This is a genomic window from Bradyrhizobium sp. SZCCHNR3119, assembly GCF_032487775.1.
In the GTDB taxonomy this organism is placed as follows: Bacteria; Pseudomonadota; Alphaproteobacteria; order Rhizobiales; family Xanthobacteraceae; genus Bradyrhizobium.
Genome location: NZ_JAUEUV010000001.1, coordinates 1,994,607 through 2,012,051 on the forward strand (window position 1 = coordinate 1,994,607; position 17,445 = coordinate 2,012,051).

General features: G+C 64.1%; 17 protein-coding genes and 1 pseudogene. 1 reads left to right on the forward strand and 17 read right to left on the reverse strand.

Annotation, left to right across the window (positions count from 1 at the left end):
* Positions 1-23: 23 nt before the first annotated feature.
* The 9 genes and pseudogenes from QX034_RS09445 to QX034_RS09485 form a co-directional block, all read right to left on the reverse strand.
* Positions 24-1,280: an aminopeptidase gene (locus QX034_RS09445; RefSeq protein ID WP_315702825.1), complete on the reverse strand. Its 1,257-nt coding sequence runs from the start codon at positions 1,278-1,280 to the stop codon at positions 24-26.
* A gap of 457 nt (positions 1,281-1,737) precedes the next feature.
* The gene (locus QX034_RS09450; RefSeq protein WP_315702824.1) at positions 1,738-2,337 is read right to left on the reverse strand and encodes a VOC family protein; all 600 of its coding nucleotides are present in this window, start codon (positions 2,335-2,337) and stop codon (positions 1,738-1,740) included.
* A gap of 38 nt (positions 2,338-2,375) precedes the next feature.
* Positions 2,376-3,095: an SDR family oxidoreductase gene (locus QX034_RS09455; RefSeq protein WP_315702823.1), complete on the reverse strand. Its 720-nt coding sequence runs from the start codon at positions 3,093-3,095 to the stop codon at positions 2,376-2,378.
* Complete coding sequence (locus QX034_RS09460) at positions 3,092-3,952, reverse strand: ATP-binding cassette domain-containing protein (protein ID WP_315702822.1); 861 nt, start codon at positions 3,950-3,952, stop codon at positions 3,092-3,094. Before QX034_RS09460 ends, QX034_RS09455 begins: the two co-directional genes overlap by 4 nt.
* On the reverse strand, positions 3,949-4,824 hold the full coding sequence (locus QX034_RS09465) for an ABC transporter ATP-binding protein (protein ID WP_315702821.1): 876 nt from the start codon (positions 4,822-4,824) through the stop codon (positions 3,949-3,951). The genes QX034_RS09460 and QX034_RS09465 overlap by 4 nt, the downstream gene beginning before the upstream one ends.
* Positions 4,821-5,711, reverse strand: a complete 891-nt coding sequence (locus tag QX034_RS09470) for an ABC transporter permease (RefSeq protein ID WP_315702820.1) — start codon at positions 5,709-5,711, stop codon at positions 4,821-4,823. Before QX034_RS09470 ends, QX034_RS09465 begins: the two co-directional genes overlap by 4 nt.
* 5 nt (positions 5,712-5,716) lie before the next feature.
* Positions 5,717-6,725 (reverse strand): annotated as a pseudogene (locus tag QX034_RS09475) (ABC transporter permease).
* A gap of 19 nt (positions 6,726-6,744) precedes the next feature.
* Positions 6,745-8,286: an ABC transporter substrate-binding protein gene (locus QX034_RS09480; RefSeq protein WP_315702818.1), complete on the reverse strand. Its 1,542-nt coding sequence runs from the start codon at positions 8,284-8,286 to the stop codon at positions 6,745-6,747.
* A 60-nt stretch (positions 8,287-8,346) separates the two neighbouring features.
* The gene (locus tag QX034_RS09485; RefSeq protein ID WP_315745176.1) at positions 8,347-9,579 is read right to left on the reverse strand and encodes a dienelactone hydrolase family protein; all 1,233 of its coding nucleotides are present in this window, start codon (positions 9,577-9,579) and stop codon (positions 8,347-8,349) included.
* 165 nt (positions 9,580-9,744) lie between these two features.
* On the opposite strand from QX034_RS09485, the gene QX034_RS09490 reads away from it, so the two are divergent.
* Positions 9,745-10,377: a MarR family transcriptional regulator gene (locus QX034_RS09490; protein ID WP_315702816.1), complete on the forward strand. Its 633-nt coding sequence runs from the start codon at positions 9,745-9,747 to the stop codon at positions 10,375-10,377.
* 23 nt (positions 10,378-10,400) lie between these two features.
* Here the strand turns inward: QX034_RS09490 and QX034_RS09495 are convergent, their stop codons facing one another.
* From QX034_RS09495 to coxB, 8 genes are all read right to left on the reverse strand, one after another.
* Entirely contained in the window at positions 10,401-11,102 is a 702-nt protein-coding gene (locus QX034_RS09495; RefSeq protein ID WP_315745214.1) for an SURF1 family protein, read from the reverse strand.
* Between the two features lie 165 nt (positions 11,103-11,267).
* On the reverse strand, positions 11,268-11,654 hold the full coding sequence (locus QX034_RS09500; protein WP_315702815.1) for a DUF983 domain-containing protein: 387 nt from the start codon (positions 11,652-11,654) through the stop codon (positions 11,268-11,270).
* Between the two features lie 127 nt (positions 11,655-11,781).
* Positions 11,782-12,678: a cytochrome c oxidase subunit 3 gene (locus QX034_RS09505; protein WP_315702814.1), complete on the reverse strand. Its 897-nt coding sequence runs from the start codon at positions 12,676-12,678 to the stop codon at positions 11,782-11,784.
* A gap of 86 nt (positions 12,679-12,764) precedes the next feature.
* Positions 12,765-13,412, reverse strand: a complete 648-nt coding sequence (locus QX034_RS09510) for a cytochrome c oxidase assembly protein (RefSeq protein ID WP_315702813.1) — start codon at positions 13,410-13,412, stop codon at positions 12,765-12,767.
* Positions 13,412-13,576: a CoxF protein gene (locus QX034_RS09515; protein WP_315702812.1), complete on the reverse strand. Its 165-nt coding sequence runs from the start codon at positions 13,574-13,576 to the stop codon at positions 13,412-13,414. Before QX034_RS09515 ends, QX034_RS09510 begins: the two co-directional genes overlap by 1 nt.
* A 21-nt stretch (positions 13,577-13,597) precedes the next feature.
* On the reverse strand, positions 13,598-14,533 hold the full coding sequence (locus tag QX034_RS09520; RefSeq protein WP_315702811.1) for a heme o synthase: 936 nt from the start codon (positions 14,531-14,533) through the stop codon (positions 13,598-13,600).
* Positions 14,534-14,645: 112 nt separating this feature from the next.
* Positions 14,646-16,259: a cytochrome c oxidase subunit I gene (gene ctaD, locus QX034_RS09525; protein ID WP_316195336.1), complete on the reverse strand. Its 1,614-nt coding sequence runs from the start codon at positions 16,257-16,259 to the stop codon at positions 14,646-14,648.
* A gap of 73 nt (positions 16,260-16,332) precedes the next feature.
* Complete coding sequence (gene coxB / locus QX034_RS09530) at positions 16,333-17,163, reverse strand: cytochrome c oxidase subunit II (RefSeq protein ID WP_315702809.1); 831 nt, start codon at positions 17,161-17,163, stop codon at positions 16,333-16,335.
* Between the last annotated feature and the right edge of the window lie 282 nt (positions 17,164-17,445).

Here is a 17,445-nt window from a genome sequence, read left to right on the forward strand (position 1 = left end):
GTTCAATCCGGCCCTGATCACCGTCAGGCCCACTCGCCTTTACGGAACACCGGCACCCGACTGCCATCGGCACGGATGCCGTCGATGTCGGTGTCGGCCGAGCCGATCATCCAGTCGATATGGATCAGGCTCTGATTGCCGCCTTGCGCTGCGATCTGCTGTTGGCTGAGCTTAGTGCCGTCGATGAAACACTTCGAGTAGCACTGGCCAAGCGCAATGTGCGAAGCAGCGTTCTCGTCGAACAGCGTGTTGTAGAACAGAAGCCCGCTCTTCGAGATCGGCGAGGAATGCGGCACCAGAGCCACTTCGCCGAGCCGGCGCGCGCCCTCGTCGGTGTCGAGCACCTTGTTCAGCACCTCTTCGCCCCGCGACGCCTTGGCTTCGACGATGCGGCCGTCCTCGAACTTGACCTGGATATTGTCGATCAGCGTGCCCTGATAGGACAGCGGCTTGGAGCTGACGACATGGCCTGAGACGCGGCGGCAATGCGGCGTCGTGAACACCTCTTCCGTCGGAATGTTGGCGTTGCAGGTAATGCCGTTCTTCGCCGTCGAGGCCCCGCCTTCCCATTCATGACCGTCGGCCAGTCCGATCGTCAGATCCATGCCGGGACCGGTATAATGCAAGGCGTGGAAGCGCTGCCCGTTCAGCCAGTCGGTGCGCTCGCGCAGCACCGCATTGTGCCGCTCCCAGGCGACAACCGCGCCGTCGTGATCGACGCGGGAGGCTGAGAAGATCGCATCGGCAAGCTTTGCCACCGCGACCTCCTCCGGCACATCAGGGAACACCAGCTTGGCCCAGGAGGCACTCGGATAGGCGATGATGTTCCAGTTGGTCTCGAAATTGGTGATCTTCTCCAACGCGGGCTGGTACGCCTTGGAATTGGCTTTGCTGGCGCGCGCCACCTTGGCCGGATCCTGACCGGACAGCAGCATCGGATTGTCGCCGACGATCGCCAGTCGCGCGGTGTTTTCCGAGAATGCTTTGGCCATGCCCTGATAGAGCCAGTCGGCGGCACGATCGAAACTGGCGTCCTGGCCGAAGCGATAGCGCGCCAACGTCAGCTCCTCGTCGGAGAAAAACGAGGTCACGATGCCGGCACCGGCCTTGTAGGCATGTTCCGCGACTTTGCGCACCAGCGGCAGCGCGACCGAGGGCGCCGTCAGCAACAGATCCTGCCCCGGCTGCAGCCGCAGGCCAACCTTCACCGCCACCTCCGCGAGGCGGTCGAGCTTGACGGGATCGATGGCGGCTTCAAGGTTGCGCTGGTGTGCGGTCATGAGAGGTCCGATCAGTGGGTGGTGCGATGCCACAGAGATAGGCCAATTGCGGTGGCGGTCAATGCCGAAGGCATGACGGCATGGCCCCCCTACCTGCCGCACCCCATATGCCAGGACGCCGGTCACCGGCGAACCGCCGCGCAAATCGCGCAGCAACGCCTGAGTTATGGATCCACACTTGTGCGGAAATAATCGCCGAGTTGCGGGCAGGCCCCCGCGAGGGCAATCAGCGCGTCCGCTCGTTCGAGCGGTCAGGCTCGCCACATGCATCAATGTCGTCCCGGCCCTTGAGCCGGGACCCATATTCCAGAGACGCCGATCATCGACGATACCGTCGCACCAGCTTGCGTGACAACAACGGCCTGTGCTTATGGATCCCCGCTTGCGCGGGGATGACGATTGAACTTAGGTCGCCGACCTCGGGCAATGGCGAAATTTCTCATCGACTGAAAGCGGCTTATTTCTGCGGCTCCGTCGTCGACCACAACAGCGTGGTTGCGCTCTTCTCGTAGGCCATGCCCTTGGGATAGCTGATCAGCTCCATCTGCAGGCCCCACGGCGTGAAGAAATACAGGATCGATTGGCCGGCCGCCGGTCCCTCGCTGATCGGAATCGGCCCCTGCAGCGTCCTCACGCCCTTGGACTTCAGATAGGTGGCAGCAGCGCCGATGTCGTCGACATAGAGCGCGATGTGATGGCCGCCGATGTCGCTGTTCTTGGGAAGCACCTTGGCCTGGTCGGGTGCCTCGTACTGGAACAGCTCGATGTTCGAACCATAGCCACAGCGGACCATGCTGATCTCGTCGATCTTGGCGCGCGGATGCACGTTGACGACGTCCTGCATGAACGTGCCCTTGTCGTCCGAGAACGGCCCGAAGGACATCGCGTGCTTGCAGCCGATCACGTCGGTGAAGAAGGCCGTGGCTGCCTTCACGTCGGGCACCGTGATGCCGGTGTGGTCATGGCCCCGGAGGCCGGGGATCGAGTCGGCGAAGGCGGAGGTGGATGAGAGCGCGAGAGCAACGAGAGCGGTTCGTACAATTCCGAATGTCTTCATGATCGACTCCTACTCCAATGAGATCCGGTACCCGCTGCCTAAGCCGGAGATGCCAATTGCCGCTCCACCGCCTTGTGATCCCGCGCGAGGCCGGCGGCGAGGCCTTTCGCCATCTCGCCGACATAGATGTCCTCCTCGCCGGCTTCGAAGCCGTCGAGGATCTCGCGCGCGGCTTCCTCGGTCGTCATCTTTGGAATGGGCAGGCCTGCGGTCATGCGCGTATCGACCGCGCCGGGCAGCGCGGCGACGACGCGGACGCCCTTGGGCGCAAGCTCGCCGCGCAAACCCTGCGTCAGGCTGAGCGCCGCCGCTTTCGAAGCGCAATAGGAGCCCATGAACGGCAGATTGACTCGGGCGAGAATGGTGAGGATGTTGAGCATGGCGCCGCTGTTCTTGATCAGTGCCGGTGCAAAGGCGCGGGCAAGGCGCAGCGGTGCGAGATAGTTGATCTCGATCTCCTCGCGCGCAATCGCAAGATCCGGCGCGAGCAGCAACGCCGTGTTGTGGTTGACGCCGGCATTGTTGATCAGCAAGGTCACGTCGGTCGCGAGCGCTGCGGCGGCAGTGACATCCGTGTCGCTGGCGACGTCGAGCTTAACGGGCACGACCCGCTCGGACGCCGTAACGCGCGTGACGTCGCGTGCGGCCGCGTAGACCTTGGCGGCGCCGCGCGCGAGCAAGCCGGCGATGAGGGCCTGCGCGATCGCGCCGGTGGCGCCGGTGATGAAGACGACAGAATCCTTGATGGTCGCTGTCATGCGGCTGATCCTTGCTGCTGGAGGAGCGCGGTGGAGGTCGGATCATCGAGCCAGCCGGGCTCGACATCCGGCAAGGGAATGGCTGCGAGCAGCTGACGCGTGTAGGCGTGCTGCGGATGGCTGAAGATGCGCGCCACAGGTCCCTGCTCGACCACTTCGCCTGCCTGCAGGATCGCGACATCGTCGCAGAGCACGCGGATGACGGAAAGATCGTGGCTGATGAAGACGACGGTCAGCCCGAGCTTGGCACGGAGCTCCTTCAACAGCAGCAGGATATGGGCCTGGGTCGAGACGTCGAGCCCGGAGACGATCTCGTCGGCGACGATGAAATCGGGCTCGAGCGCCAGCGCCCGCGCGATACCAGCGCGCTGGCGCTGGCCGCCGGACAATTCGTGCGGATAACGGTCGACGAAGGAGGTCGGCAAGCCCACCAGATCGAGCAACGCGGCAGCACGATCACGCCTGGCACGCCGTCCCTTCAGCCGGCCATAGATTTCGAGCTGCCGGGTCAGGGTCACCGCGAGCGGCAGCCGTGGATTGAGCGAGGACTGAGGATCCTGAAAGATCATCTGGATCCGCATCCGCAGCGGCCGCAACGCTGCTTCCGTGAGATGGCTGAGTTCGATGCCGTCGAACTGGATGCCGCCGGAGGTCGGCTCCAGCAGCCGCACCAAAAGCCGGCCTAGCGTGGTCTTGCCCGAGCCGGATTCGCCCACGAGCCCGAGCACCGTGCCGCGTGGCACTGCCAGATCGACGCGCCTGATCACCTCACGCATGGGCGCCTTGCGAAACAGCGACGCGCCCCGCTCCGGATAGGCGAAGCCGAGCTGGCCGGTGCGGAGCAGGACGTCGCTCATGCCGGCCTCGCCGCCATCTGCTGGTCGAGCCTATAAGCCTCGGCCCACAGGCTCTCGATCAAGGACGGCGGCACCGGCTTCAACGCCTCAGCGGGCCGGTCGGCCCGCGGCGTCGCTGCCAGCAGCGCCCGGGTATAGGCATGGCGAGGCCTGGCCAGCACATCGGCAGTCGCGCCGTCTTCGAGCACGCGGCCCGCATGCAGCACGGTCATGCTGCGGCAGATCTTCGCGACGACGCCGAGATCATGGGTCACGAACAGGATCGCAGCGCCATGGCGCAGCCGCAGCCGCTCGACGAGCTGCAGCACCTGGCGCTGCACCGTAACGTCGAGTGCGGTGGTCGGCTCATCGGCAATCACCAGCGCGGGATCGCAGGCGAACGCCATCGCAATCAGGACGCGCTGGCGCATGCCGCCCGACAGCTCATGCGGATAGAGCTCGAGCACCCGGGAGGGATCGCGGATCGCGACTTCGGCCAGCAACGCAGCGGCGCGATCGTGCGCGGCGCGCTTGGACAGATTGAGGTGATGCTGCAGGATCGCGCCCATTTGTGCACCGATCCGCTTGACCGGATTGAGCGAGGTCATCGGATCCTGCGGGATCAGCGCGATGCGGCGACCGAGCAGGCTGCGGCGCTCCCGCTCCGGCATGGTAAGGAGATCACGGCCTTCGAAGGTGATGCCGCCCGCCGCAACCGCGGCCTTCGCCGGCAACAGACCGAAGATGCTGCGGCCGACCATCGATTTACCGGCACCGGACTCGCCAACCAGTCCCCTCACCTCGCCGGCTTCGACGCTCAAACTGACGCCGCGCAGGACATTGCTGCTGCCGATCGCGACATGAAGATTGTCGATGGTGAGAATGGCGGTCATCGGCGCTGCACCGGATCGAGCGCAGCGCGCAGGCCGTCCCCGAGGAGGTTGAAGCCGATTACGCTGGCGATGACGCAGGCGATTGGAAACATCATGATCCAAGGCGCCTGATAAATGATCTGCCGGCCCTCCGTGATCATGCCACCCCAGCTCGGGGTATCACCGGCGACGGAGATGCCGACGAAGGAAAGAATGACTTCGACCAGGATCGCGATCCCCATTTCCACCGACAGCAGGGTCACGATCAGCGGCACGAGATTGGGTAGGATCTCCAGCCGCAACAGTTGACCGCGGGAAAGACCGAGCACCCGCGCGGCCGCGGCATAGTCGCGCCGCAGCTGTGCCATCGTCTCGGCGCGAACGACCCGGGCAAAGCGCGTCCAGTCGACCACGACGATGGCTGCGATCACCGAGGTGAGACCGGCGCCGATCACGGCGGCAAGCACGATCGACAGCAGCACCGGCGGAAATGCCATCCAGACATCGACCAGCCGCGAGACGAGCTGATCGAGCACCCCACCGAAGGCGCCGGCAACAAGCCCCAGAACGATGCCGATGATGGCCGCAAGGAGGGCCGCGACGAGCGCCACCACGAGCGCCGTGCGGGCTGAGAATATCAGCCGGGACAACACGCAGCGACCGAGACTGTCGGTGCCGAGCGGATAGGACGCGTCGCCTCCGTGCATGAAAGCAGGCGGCAGCTGGGCCGACAACAAGTCCTGCTCGATCGGATCATGCGGCGCGAGCAGCGGCGCCAACAATGCGATCAGCACCAACAACGCAATGATCGCGCCGCCGCACCGGAGCCGCGCCCCGCCTCGCACGAACGCACCGCGCCAGCGTGCGGTTGGCGCCGTCATTGGACCGCTGATTGCGAGATCAGCCATTGCAATCATCCATGGCGCAGCCTCGGATCAAGCAGCGCGACCACAAGATCGACCGCGAGATTGAGCGCGATGAACAGCACGGCGAAGGTCAGGATCAGCCCCTGGATCAGCGGAAAGTCGCGGTTGACGACGGCGTCGATCGCCATGTTGCCGATCCCTTCGTACGAGAAGATCCGCTCGACCAGCACAGTGCCGCCGAGCAGCAAGGTGACCTGCACGCCCGAGAACGCCACGGTCGGGATCAGCGCGTTCGGCAGCACCTCGCTGCGCAGGATCGTGCCACGCGAGAAGCCGCGGGTTCGCGCGATCTGTGCGTAGTCCTGGTCCTCAGCCTCGGCAAGCTGCGCCTTCAACAGCCGCGCCACCAAAGCCGCGAACGGCAGCGCGAGCGCGAGCGCCGGCAGCAGCATATGCCGCAGCAGATCGGCGGCGATATCGAAGCGAAAGGTCGCAAGGCTTTCGAGCAGATAGAAATGGGTGGAGAAATCGATTTCGCGCTGCGGATCGCAGCCGACCGGAGATCGGCAGCAGCGGCACCAGCACGCCGAACACGAGCAACAGGATCAAGGCCCAGAGGAAATCCGGGATGGCAAGGAAGAGTCCGATGCCGCTGTCGACCAGCCATTCGGCGGCGCGGCCGCGGAAAGTTACACCGAGGAGCGCAACGATGCCGCCGAGCAGCAGCGCCATGACGACGGCGAGCGAACACAGTTCGAGCGTCGCCGGCAACCGCGCGATCACCAGCTCGAACACGCGCTGATGCAGGCTGATCGAGCGGCCGAAATCGCCCGACAGCACCTGGCCGAACCAGGTGATGAACTGCGTCACGATCGGCTGGTCGAGCCCATACAGCGCACGGAGCCTCGCGATGTCCGCACTCGATGCGCCCGGCGGAATCATCATGGCGATGGGATCGCCCGGGACCACGCGCAACAGCACGAAGACGATGATGCCGACGCCGAGCAGCGTCGGCGGAACGAGGGCGGCACGCTTGAGAACAGTGCTCCAACGCATCGCCGCCCCCAATTTTCCGTCAGCCCTGGCTGACCAGTTGCGGCAGGATCATGCCGTTCGCCTGCGCCACGACCTTGAGTCCCTTCTTGTGGATGATCGGCTGCACATATTGCAGCAGCGGGATCACCTCGCCCTCCTCCGCAATATATTTGTCGACCGCCTTCCAGCCGGCGATGCGCTTGGTCTCGTCCTTCTCGCCCCAGAGCGGACCGATACGCTCGATCAGATCCTTGCCTTTCCAGGCCGAATGCGGCGACGGGCCGAACATGGCAAAGCCGGTCGAGGTGGTGGGATCGCCGATCGCATTACCCCAATTGTAGAATGCCGCCGGCGCCAGCGCGTGACGCGCGCGCAGCTCGTAATGCTGGGCGATCTCATAGATCTCGATGTTGGCTTCGATGCCGACCTTGCGCCACATGCCGGCGATCGCCTGGACCATCTCGTAGTCTTTCGGCTTGAAGCCGCGCGTGGTCTGGATGGTGAACTTGACCGGTTTCTGCGGCGAGTAGCCGCTCTTGGCGAGCAGGCTCTTGGCCAGCTCCGGATCGTAGGCGGTCTTGATCGTGGGATCGAAGGCGGCATAGCCCGGGGCTTCCAGCGTGTCGATCGGCACGCCATAGCCGCGCAGCAGCTTGTCGACGATCGCCTTCTTGTCGATGGCGTGATTGGCGGCGAGCCGCACATTGCGGTCGAGCATCGGATCGATGTCGGTCAGGAAGATCATGCCGATATCGGAGACCGGCTGGGTGAGACCCACCAGATTCGGCTTGCCCTTCAGCCGGTCGAACTCCTCATACGGAATCTCGAAGGTGACGTCGGAGCCGCCGGATTCGAGTTCGGCAACACGGCTGGTCGGATCGGTGACGAACTTGAACACCACGGTTTCGAACGCCGGCTTCGGTCCCCAATAGGTGGGATGCGCCTTCAACCGCAGGAACGCGTTGCGCTCGAACGCATCGACCTTGTACGGCCCCGAGCCGATCGGCGCCTTCTCGAAACCTTCCGCGCCGACCTTTTCATAGTAGGCCTTCGGCAGCACATAGCCGGTCAGGAACGCCATCCATTTGAATAGCACCGGCTCGAATTCGACGACATCGGCCGTGATGGTGTGGCCATCGATCTTGAAATTGTTGATCTTGGACCAGACGAACTGGATCGGGTTGCCGCCCTTCGGATCGGCCGCGCGGGTGAGCGACCACACGACATCCTCCGGCGTCACCGGCGAGCCGTCATGCCAGGTCGCGCCCTGACGCAGCTCCATCGTGATCTTGGTGCGATCCTCGTTCCAGCCCCATTTGGTGAGCAGGCCGGGCTTGAAGGAAAGATCCGGCGCCTGGCCGATATAGGGATCGAAGATCGCCTGGTAGATCGACTGGATCGTCGGATTGACCGCTGACGCTCCGACGGTCGGATCGAAGGAGGGCAGGTTGACATTATAGGCGATGGTCAAGGTGCTCCCGGCGGCTTGCGCAGATTGAAGCGAGAGCCCGGACGTGAGCGGGAGGGCGGCTGCACCTGCGAGCTGCAGCAGCGTCCGACGGGAGATCGAAATGTCACGCATGGTGATGCGACTCCAGATAAAGGAATGGCGCCCCTTGCGGGCGCCACCGATGAAGGACGACTATTTCGGTGCGCTTTCGGACCAGCGCGCCATCAGGGTGTTCGACGGCAGGGCTTCGTCGACCAGCTTCTTGGCCGTCTCTATTCCGGCTACGGGAAGCTTCGATGGGTCGAGCAGCCCGATCTGCACCAGCACCGAGGCCTGATCCCAATAGATGTGCTCGTTATAGAGCTTGTCGCCGCGGAAGCGCACGATCGCCACCAGCGGGATCTCGACATATTTGCCGGTGGGCGGGATGCCGGGCAGCATCCAGTCGATCTCGATGTCATGGGTGAAACAGAACAGCATCTCGTCGACGACACGGTCGGCGCCGATGGTGCGCGAGATCGGCACCAGCTTGGTGTCGACGGGCGTCTTCGGGATGAAATGGTTGGCGTAGAAGCGCAGGAGATTCGCGTAGCCGACGCCGCCGGTCATGGTCGGGATGTGGTTGACATAGGGCTCGGCGACCATCGTCTTCATGGTCTCCTCCGCCGAGCGGGTCGCGAACTCGAGCTCGGTATGGCGATCCCACAGCGACGACAAGTCGTAATGCGGCCCGAGCACCTTGCGGAACAGCGCGATCGACCGCGAATGCGCCATCAGCGTCGCCGGCTTGTCGAAGCTGGGGCGCTCCGGCGCGGCGAAGGCGTGGTCGCAGCCGGGATAGAGATAGAACTCGACGTCGTTGCGCCCGGCGAAACCGGCCTTGATGATCTCGCGCGCCTCGGCATTGGCAAACTTGTCGAGCTCGGCAAAGTGAAACACCATCGGGCATTTGATGGCCTTGGCTTCGCCGATGTCGGCATCGATGCCGACGCCGTAATAGGAGACTGCGCAATCAATGTCGGTACGCGCCGCCGTGAGATAAGCGAGCTTGCCACCGAGGCAGAAGCCGAGCGCACCGACCTTGCCTTTGCATTCGGGACGCGCGCGCAGCGCCTTCAACGCGTCGGCCGTGTCCTTGATCGCCAGATTGGCATCGAAGCGCTGGTAATAGCCGAACGCCCTGGCGAAATCCGCTTCGCCATAGCCGAGCTCGATGCCCGGCTCGAAGCGCCAGAACAGGTCCGGCGCCAGCACCACGTAGCCTTCCTCGGCGTAGTAGTCGGCGACCGCGCGCATCGAGGCGTTGACGCCGAAGATCTCCTGCAGGAGCACGATGCCCGGACCCGAGCCGGAAGCCGGAACGGCGAGATAACCCTTGAACGTACCGCCGTCCTGCGCGGCGATCTCGATCCATTGTCCGGCCACGGCCCTGCTCCCCTGCTGCAATGTGTCCAGCGCAGACGTCCACAGCGATGTCGCGCTTCGTGTTTTCTTCATTGAATTTTTAATGTAAAAATATCGGATGTAAACAGCAGAGATTGAGCATGCGCTGCACATCCATTGTGCGAAGCGGCATGCGGGAGACAGGTTTTGAAACGGGCGACGAACTCGGCGGCCAAGCGCGCCGCAGCCGCGGCAAAGACGAAATCCCGCAGGATGGGCTCCACGGCACAGTCGAGGACTGAGCAGGCGCAGGGGCGGTCGGCTGCTGAAGCCGGCACCTGGCATCTGGCGCGCACCGACGCCGAACGGCGGGTCTCGGATTTCGAGTTCGCATTGGAGCGGCTGGCGCAGTCCTACTACCGCTGGAAGGCCTCATGCCTTGCCGCGGTCTGCGAAGTGCCGCTGACCGGAGACGACGTCGCGGTTCTCAACGTGGTGCGGATGGGCGATGAGCCGAAGCGTCTGGCCGAGGTCGGACAGCTGCTCAACCGGGTCGACGTGCCGAATCTGCAATATGCCACGCGCAAGCTCACGCGCGCCGGATTGATCGAGACCGAGGGTGGCTCGTCGCGCAAGGAGACGCGCTACCGCGCCACCGCGAAGGGCCGCGCAGTGACGGAAGACTATGCGAAGCTGCGCGCCGAGACCTTGCCGCCGATGTTCGAGGGTCTCGCCGGCTGGGTCGAGAGCTGCGCTGCCGTGACGGCACAGCTCGACCAGATGTCGGGGCTTTACGCCCAGGCCACGCGGGTCGCGATCACCCGGCGACATCAATCCTAACAGCGTCGTGTCGCCGCCGCGCGTCAGCTCGCGCGCGAGCGTCGTCCTCGCACCCACACGACGAACGCGATCACCAGCGCGGCAGCCAGCGCGAACCAGGTGATCGCATATTGCATGTGCTCGTCGCGCAGATGCGGCGTGAGCGGCCCGGGTTTGGGGATGCCGTTCGCAGGGACAGGCGCTTCCAGATCGACATAGAACGGCGCGACCTCACCCCAGCCGAGCGTCCTTGCCATCGCCAGATGATCGCGGGTGAACCACAATCGCTTCTCACGATTCTCCGCCGGCGTCAGCCAGCCGGCGCTTTCCGGGAAACGCAGATATCCGGTGAGGGTGACGGGCTCGCCGGTGATGAGCTTCCCCACCGCGCGATCCTCCACGCCACGCTCCTGCATGGTGTTGGCGACGAAGCCGGCATCGATCACCACCGTTTCGCCTGAGGGCAGGCGGGCCGGCAAGAGCGCCCAGGTCCCGGAGCCGGAGACATCCTCGCGCACGGCCGAGCCCGCGCTATAGACCATCGCATCCGGCAGTTTCGCATAAGTCGCAGTGAAGGTGACCCGGCGGAATTCGTCGTTCGCGGCGCTGAGCGCACGCCACGCCGAAGATGGCGGCAACGCGATCGGCGCCGCCGCGACGCGCTCGGTGAGTGCCGCGATCAGCGCATGCTTCTCGGCCCTGCGCTGCAGTTGCCAGACACCGAGGCCGGCGAACAGCGCGACCATCACGATCGTGAAGATCGCGAAGGCGCGGATGCGGGCGTCAAAGCTATGGGTCACGGGCGACGCTCATGCGGCTTGTCTTCACCTCCGCTGACAGGAGGCGGAAGTCCCGGTGCCGTTGCGGCATGGTGGGAACTTCCGACACCCACTCACGGCCGCCGGGAGCGATCATCGCGGCGTGCGATCGACCAGCTTGCCCGGCGCAGCCTTGTGGTGGAATTGCAGCGCGATCAGAAGCGACTTCATCGCCCGCAGCGGCAACAGCGTCACCACCAGGATCAATGGCAGCCACAGCGCCGCGTGGACCCAGAACGGCGGCTGGTATTTCACCTCGACGATCAACGCGGCGCCGACCACGATCGCGCCGGCGATCATCATGATGAAGATCGCCGGCCCGTCGCCGGTGTCGATGAAGGCGTAATCGAGCTCGCACACTTCGCAGCGCCCGCGAAGGTTGAGGAAACCGGAAAACAGCTTGCCCCGGCCGCAGCGCGGACACCGGCAAGCGAGCCCGCGCAGGACGGTTTGGGAGAGGGAGACGGGTTGAGCGTTCAATCTAACCTCCTTGCCCGTGCTGCCGGGACACAGGGCGGACCAGTCAAACGGAAAAGGGCGGCCCTGCGGCCGCCCTTTTTAGCACCGGTACAATCAATGCACGAGCGACAGGGCGTGAATATGCACCTCAATGCGCGCCGTGAGCCATGGCTTCGGCGCCGTGACCCCAGACATAGATGCAGACGAACAGGAACAACCAGACCACGTCGACGAAGTGCCAGTACCAGGCGGCGAATTCGAAGCCGAGGTGCTGTTTCGGCGTGAAGTGGCCTGCATAGGCGCGAATCAGGCAGACGATCAGGAAGATAGTGCCGACCAGCACGTGGAAGCCGTGGAAGCCGGTCGCCATGAAGAAGGTCGAGCCGTAGACGTGGCCGCCGAAGGAGAAGGCGGCATGGCTGTACTCATAGCCCTGCACGCAGGTGAAGGTCGCGCCCAGGAGAACCGTGAGGATCAGGCCATACTTCAGACCCTGGCGATTGCCCTCCAACAACGCATGGTGCGCCCAGGTCACGGTGGTGCCGGAGGTCAAGAGGATCAGCGTGTTGAGGAGCGGCAGGTGCCAGGGATCGAACGTCTCGATGCCCTTGGGCGGCCAGACGCCGGGGACCGCACAGGCGCCCATCTGGGTGCCCGGGCCGCAGCCGAACACGGCATCGCGGGTCGCCTGCACGGCATCGGCCGGGAACAGCGCCGCGTTGAAATACGCCCAGAACCAGGCGACGAAGAACATCACCTCGGAGGCGATGAACAGGATCATGCCGTAGCGGTGGCTGATCTGCACGACGCGGGTGTGGTCGCCCCGGTACTGGGCCTCACGGATGACATCGCCCCACCAGCTCGCCATCGTATAGAGCACGCCGATGGCGCCGACGCCGAAAATGATCGGCGCGGCCGAAAACAGGTGGTGCATCCAGGTGACCGCGCCGACCGCCATGATGAAGGCCGACACCGAGCCGACGAACGGCCACGGACTCGGATCGACCAGATGGTAGTCGTGATGCTTTGCGTGGGCGGTTGCCATTTCGAGTCTCTCCCCAGCTCTATGCCGATCAGATCGGCACCTGTTCGTTCAGAAGTTCATTTCCCCGGATTGTCGGACGTCCGCCATTAGAGATTGCCCCGCGGTTTGTCCGGCTCGCCCGCAGCCACCGGCTTGGGAGCCGGATCGCGCACGGGATAGAAGGTGTAGGACAAGGTGATCGTGTTGAGACTGTCGTTGTCGTGATCGCCAACGAGTGCCGGATCGACATAGAACACCACCGGCATCTCGCGCTTCTCGCCGGGCGCCATGGTCTGCTCGGTGAAGCAGAAGCAGTTGATCTTGTTGAAGTAGGCCCCGACCGTCAGCGGCGCGACATTGTAGGCGGCCTGGCCGGTGGTGGTCCGCGCGGACTGGTTGGTGACGGTGTAGTAGACGGTGACGACCTGGCCGATCGCGACCTCGATTTCCGTCTTCTCAGGCTCGAACTTCCAGGGCAGCCCGCCGGCCACATTGGAATCGAAGCGGACCGCGATCTTGCGGGCGAGCGGCCCGGTCGTGGGGCCTGCGGTCGCCACTTGCGTGGTGCCGTTGAAACCGGTGGCCCGGCAGAACCAGTTGTAGAACGGCACGGCCGCATAGGACGCGCCGACCATCAGCACCACTACGGCGCCGCAAATGGTCCCCACCAAGGCGTCGCGGCTAAGACCTCGACGTTTGGCGGCTGCGGCCGGAACGGCCGGTTCGCGCGGAGCGCTATGATCGAAGCTTTCCATCAGATCGGCCGCCTCAACACTGCGGGCCCTTTGACCAGGGTGACCGCGAAGAACAGCACCACCAGCACGCCGAGCGCCAGCGCAATGGCGATCGAGCGCCGGCGCCGCGCGCGCAGCTGCGCCTCGGTCAGCACGATCCCCTCTGGCTCGTTCGGCTCGGCCATGTCAGCGTCATCCGCCCCCTGTCAGGTGCCCAATCCGATCATGCGCACGACCGCCTCGACCCCCAAGGTCAGAAAAAGCGCGAACAGATAAAGGATCGAGAAGGCGAACATTTTGCGGGTGGCGCGCAAGGACGCGCTGCGCTCACGCTTGCGGTAGATCTCGATCGCCAACCAGAGCATGCCGGCGCCGAGCACGAGCGAGATCAGGCCATAGACGGCGTCGAAATAGCCGAGCGCCCAGGGGGCGACCGCGATAGCGACCAGGACGATCGTGTAGAGCAGGATCTGCAGCCGCGTCGCATCGGGACCGGCGACGACCGGCAGCATCGGAATGCCGGCGCGAGCGTAATCGTCGCTGCGGAACAGGGCGAGCGCCCAGAAATGCGGCGGGGTCCAGAAGAAGATGATCAGGAACAGCCATAGCGGCTCCGGCGCGATGGTGCCGGTGGCCGCGACCCAGGCCACCACCGGCGGCAGCGCGCCGGCGGCGCCGCCGATCACGATATTCTGCGCGGTCCAGCGCTTCAGCCACAGCGTGTAGATCACGACATAGAAGAAGATCGTGAACGCCAGCAACGCGCCAGCATACCAGTTGACGAGGATGCCGAGCGTCAGCACTGCAAAGAAAGCAAGCGTGCTGCCGAAGGCCAGCGCTTCGGCACGGGTGACGCGGCCGCGCGGGATCGGACGGTTGGCGGTGCGCGACATCTTGGCGTCGATGTCGCCTTCCAGCGCCATGTTGAGCGCACCGGAGGCGCCGGCGCCGACCGCGATGCAGAGCAGCGCGGTGATCGCGAGCACCGGGTGGAAATGTCCCGGCGCGATCAAAAGCCCGACCAGCGCGGTGAAGATCACGAGCGACATCACCCGCGGTTTCAGCAGCGCGAGATAATCGGCGACGTCGGCCTCGGAGATCCGGGGACCGACGGCAAGAGCGTTCTGATCGATGACCGACACGACTGATCCAGGCCTTCCGCTTCATTTGCCGCATCGCCGGCCAGGTGGCGGGCGATGCGGCTGGACGTCAGCGCGGCGCCTGAAGCGGTGCCACGCATCGTTGGTTCGAGAGTTACTGCATCCGCGGCAGCACTTCGAATTGATGGAACGGCGGCGGCGAGGACAAGGTCCATTCCAGCGTCGTCGCACCCGGCCCCCACGGATTGTCCGCGGCCTGCTGCTTGCGCACGAAGGCGTCCACCACGCCATAGACGAAGATCAGGACGCCGACGCCGGAGATGTAGGAACCGATCGAGGACACGAGGTTCCAACCGGCAAACGCATCCGGATAGTCGATGTAGCGGCGCGGCATGCCGGACAGGCCCAGGAAATGCTGCGGGAAGAACACGAGGTTCACGCCGATGAACATCACCCAGAAGTGGGCCTTCGCGATGGTCTCCGAATACATGTAGCCGAACATCTTCGGGAACCAGTAGTACCAGCCCGCGAAGATCGCGAACACGGCGCCGAGCGACAGCACGTAGTGGAAGTGCGCCACGACGTAATAGGTGTCCTGCAGCACGCGGTCGACGCCGGCATTGGCCAGCACCACACCGGTGACGCCACCGACCGTGAACAGGAAGATGAAGCCGACGGCCCACAGCATCGGCGCCCGGAACTCGATCGAGCCGCCCCACATCGTGGCAATCCAGGAGAAGATCTTCACGCCGGTCGGCACCGCGATCACCATGGTGGCGGCGACGAAATAGGCCTGCGTCGCCGAGGACATGCCGACCGTGTACATGTGGTGGGCCCACACGACGAAGCCGATGCCGCCGATCGCGACCATCGCATAGGCCATCCCGAGATAACCGAACACGGGCCTACGCGAGAAGGTCGAGACGATCTGGCTGATCATACCGAAGCCCGGCAGGATCAGAATGTACACTTCCGGGTGACCGAAGAACCAGAACAGGTGCTGGAACAGCACCGGGTCACCGCCGCCCTCGGCCGCGAAGAAGGTCGTGCCGAAATTGCGATCCGTGAGCAACATGGTGATCGCGCCCGCAAGCACCGGAAGCGACAGCAAGAGCAGGAACACCGTCACCAGGATCGACCACACGAACAGCGGCATCTTGTGCAGGGTCATGCCCGGTGCGCGCATGTTGAAGATCGTGGTGATGAAGTTGATCGAGCCGAGGATCGACGACGCGCCGGCGATATGGAGCGACAGGATCGCGAAATCGACCGCGGGACCAGGATGTCCCGACGTCGAGAGCGGCGCATACATGGTCCAGCCGGCACCGACGCCGTTGGAGCCCGGCTCGCCCTCGACGAACGTCGAGAGCAGCAGCAGCGCGAAGGACGCCGGCAGCAGCCAGAACGAGATGTTGTTCATGCGCGGGAACGCCATGTCGGGCGCGCCGATCATGAGCGGCACCATCCAGTTGCCGAAGCCGCCGATCATCGCCGGCATGACCATGAAGAAGATCATGATCAGGCCGTGAGAGGTGACGAACACATTGTAGGTGTGGTTCTCGTGAAAGAGCTGCACGCCCGGATACATCAGCTCGATCCGGATCGCGATCGACATCGCCGCACCGATGAGGCCGGCGCAGACCGCGAAGATCAGATACATCGTGCCGATGTCTTTGTGATTGGTCGAATAGACCCAGCGCCGCCATCCGGTCGGATGGTCGTGGGCGTGATCGTCATGGCCGATGTGGGCCGTTGCGCTCGTCGCCATTGTCAATCCTCGTGTGCCCTAGATGTCCCCTCAGGACCGCGAACGGGTCCATGAAAAAGTCGTCGCTTGCGCCTTACTGCGACACGCCCGCCGCGGAGGCGTAGGTGTTGCCCGGTGCGCTCGCGAATTTCTTCTTGGCGTCCTCGACCCAGGCTGCGAAATCCTGCTCGCTCACGACGCGCACCGCGATCGGCATATAGGCGTGGTCCTTGCCGCAGAGCTCGGAGCACTGGCCGTAATACATGCCGACCTTGGTGGCCTTGAACCAGGTTTCGTTCAAACGGCCGGGGATGGCGTCGATCTTGACGCCGAACGACGGGATCGCCCACGAGTGGATCACGTCGGCACCGGTGGTCTGGACCCGGATCACCTTGTTGACCGGCACCACCATCTCATTGTCGACGCCGAGCAGACGCGGCTGCTTGTCCTGCGCGAGCAACGAATCGAATTCGAACTTGCCGTTATCGGGATAGGCGTAGCTCCAATACCACTGCTTACCGGTCGCCTTGACGGTAAGATCAGCCTTCGGCACATCGAGTTCGAGGAAGAGCAGCCGGAACGAGGGCACCGCGATGGTGACCAAGATCAGCACCGGGATCAGCGTCCAGGCCACTTCGAGCAGAGTGTTGTGGGTGGTGCGCGAGGGCACCGGATTGGCGCGAGCGTTGAACTTGACCACAACGGTCACGAGCAGCGCCAGCACGAACAGCGTGATGCAAGTGATAATGGTAAGCAGGAGGCCATGAAACCAGGTGATGTTGTCCATCACCGGCGAGCCGGATTCCTGCAGCTTGTATTCCCACGGCGCGGGCTGGCCGAGCTCCGCAAACGCCGATCCACCCGACACCAGCGCCACCGCCATCCCCAGCAGGCAGGCGCCCAATTGGCCCTTCGACATCTTCATGCCGTTCGCGCTCCCTTCAGAACTTTTCCCCCTCAGCGAACCGCCGCTTGTCTCACGGTGCGCTGTTATGATCCGCTCCCCGGACAAACGGCCATGGCGGACTCATAGGAAAGCACCTGGGCCAGTTCACTGGAATGACGAAATCTTTCTTCTCAAACCACAATTCTTGATCTATCGCAATGCAGCTCTTAAGCCGGCTCCGAACTGCCGTCGCATCGTTCCAATTTGGCGGAATTTGCCCGGGAAATTGCCATGCGACGAGGTTTCGCGGGCCACGGCCGC

Bases quoted from the DNA above. Each gene is read 5' to 3' on its own strand.
- QX034_RS09445 (WP_315702825.1), bottom strand. From the start codon at position 1,280: ATGACCGCACACCAGCGCAACCTTGAAGCCGCCATCGATCCCGTCAAG.
- QX034_RS09450 (WP_315702824.1), bottom strand. From the start codon at position 2,337: ATGAAGACATTCGGAATTGTACGAACCGCTCTCGTTGCTCTCGCGCTC.
- QX034_RS09455 (WP_315702823.1), bottom strand. From the start codon at position 3,095: ATGACAGCGACCATCAAGGATTCTGTCGTCTTCATCACCGGCGCCACC.
- QX034_RS09460 (WP_315702822.1), bottom strand. From the start codon at position 3,952: ATGAGCGACGTCCTGCTCCGCACCGGCCAGCTCGGCTTCGCCTATCCG.
- QX034_RS09465 (WP_315702821.1), bottom strand. From the start codon at position 4,824: ATGACCGCCATTCTCACCATCGACAATCTTCATGTCGCGATCGGCAGC.
- QX034_RS09470 (WP_315702820.1), bottom strand. From the start codon at position 5,711: ATGGCTGATCTCGCAATCAGCGGTCCAATGACGGCGCCAACCGCACGC.
- QX034_RS09480 (WP_315702818.1), bottom strand. From the start codon at position 8,286: ATGCGTGACATTTCGATCTCCCGTCGGACGCTGCTGCAGCTCGCAGGT.
- QX034_RS09495 (WP_315745214.1), bottom strand. From the start codon at position 11,102: ATGGTCGCGCTGTTCGCCGGCCTCGGTGTCTGGCAACTGCAGCGCAGG.
- QX034_RS09505 (WP_315702814.1), bottom strand. From the start codon at position 12,678: ATGGCAACCGCCCACGCAAAGCATCACGACTACCATCTGGTCGATCCG.
- QX034_RS09510 (WP_315702813.1), bottom strand. From the start codon at position 13,412: ATGGAAAGCTTCGATCATAGCGCTCCGCGCGAACCGGCCGTTCCGGCC.
- QX034_RS09515 (WP_315702812.1), bottom strand. From the start codon at position 13,576: ATGGCCGAGCCGAACGAGCCAGAGGGGATCGTGCTGACCGAGGCGCAG.
- ctaD (WP_316195336.1), bottom strand. From the start codon at position 16,259: ATGGCGACGAGCGCAACGGCCCACATCGGCCATGACGATCACGCCCAC.
- coxB (WP_315702809.1), bottom strand. From the start codon at position 17,163: ATGAAGATGTCGAAGGGCCAATTGGGCGCCTGCCTGCTGGGGATGGCG.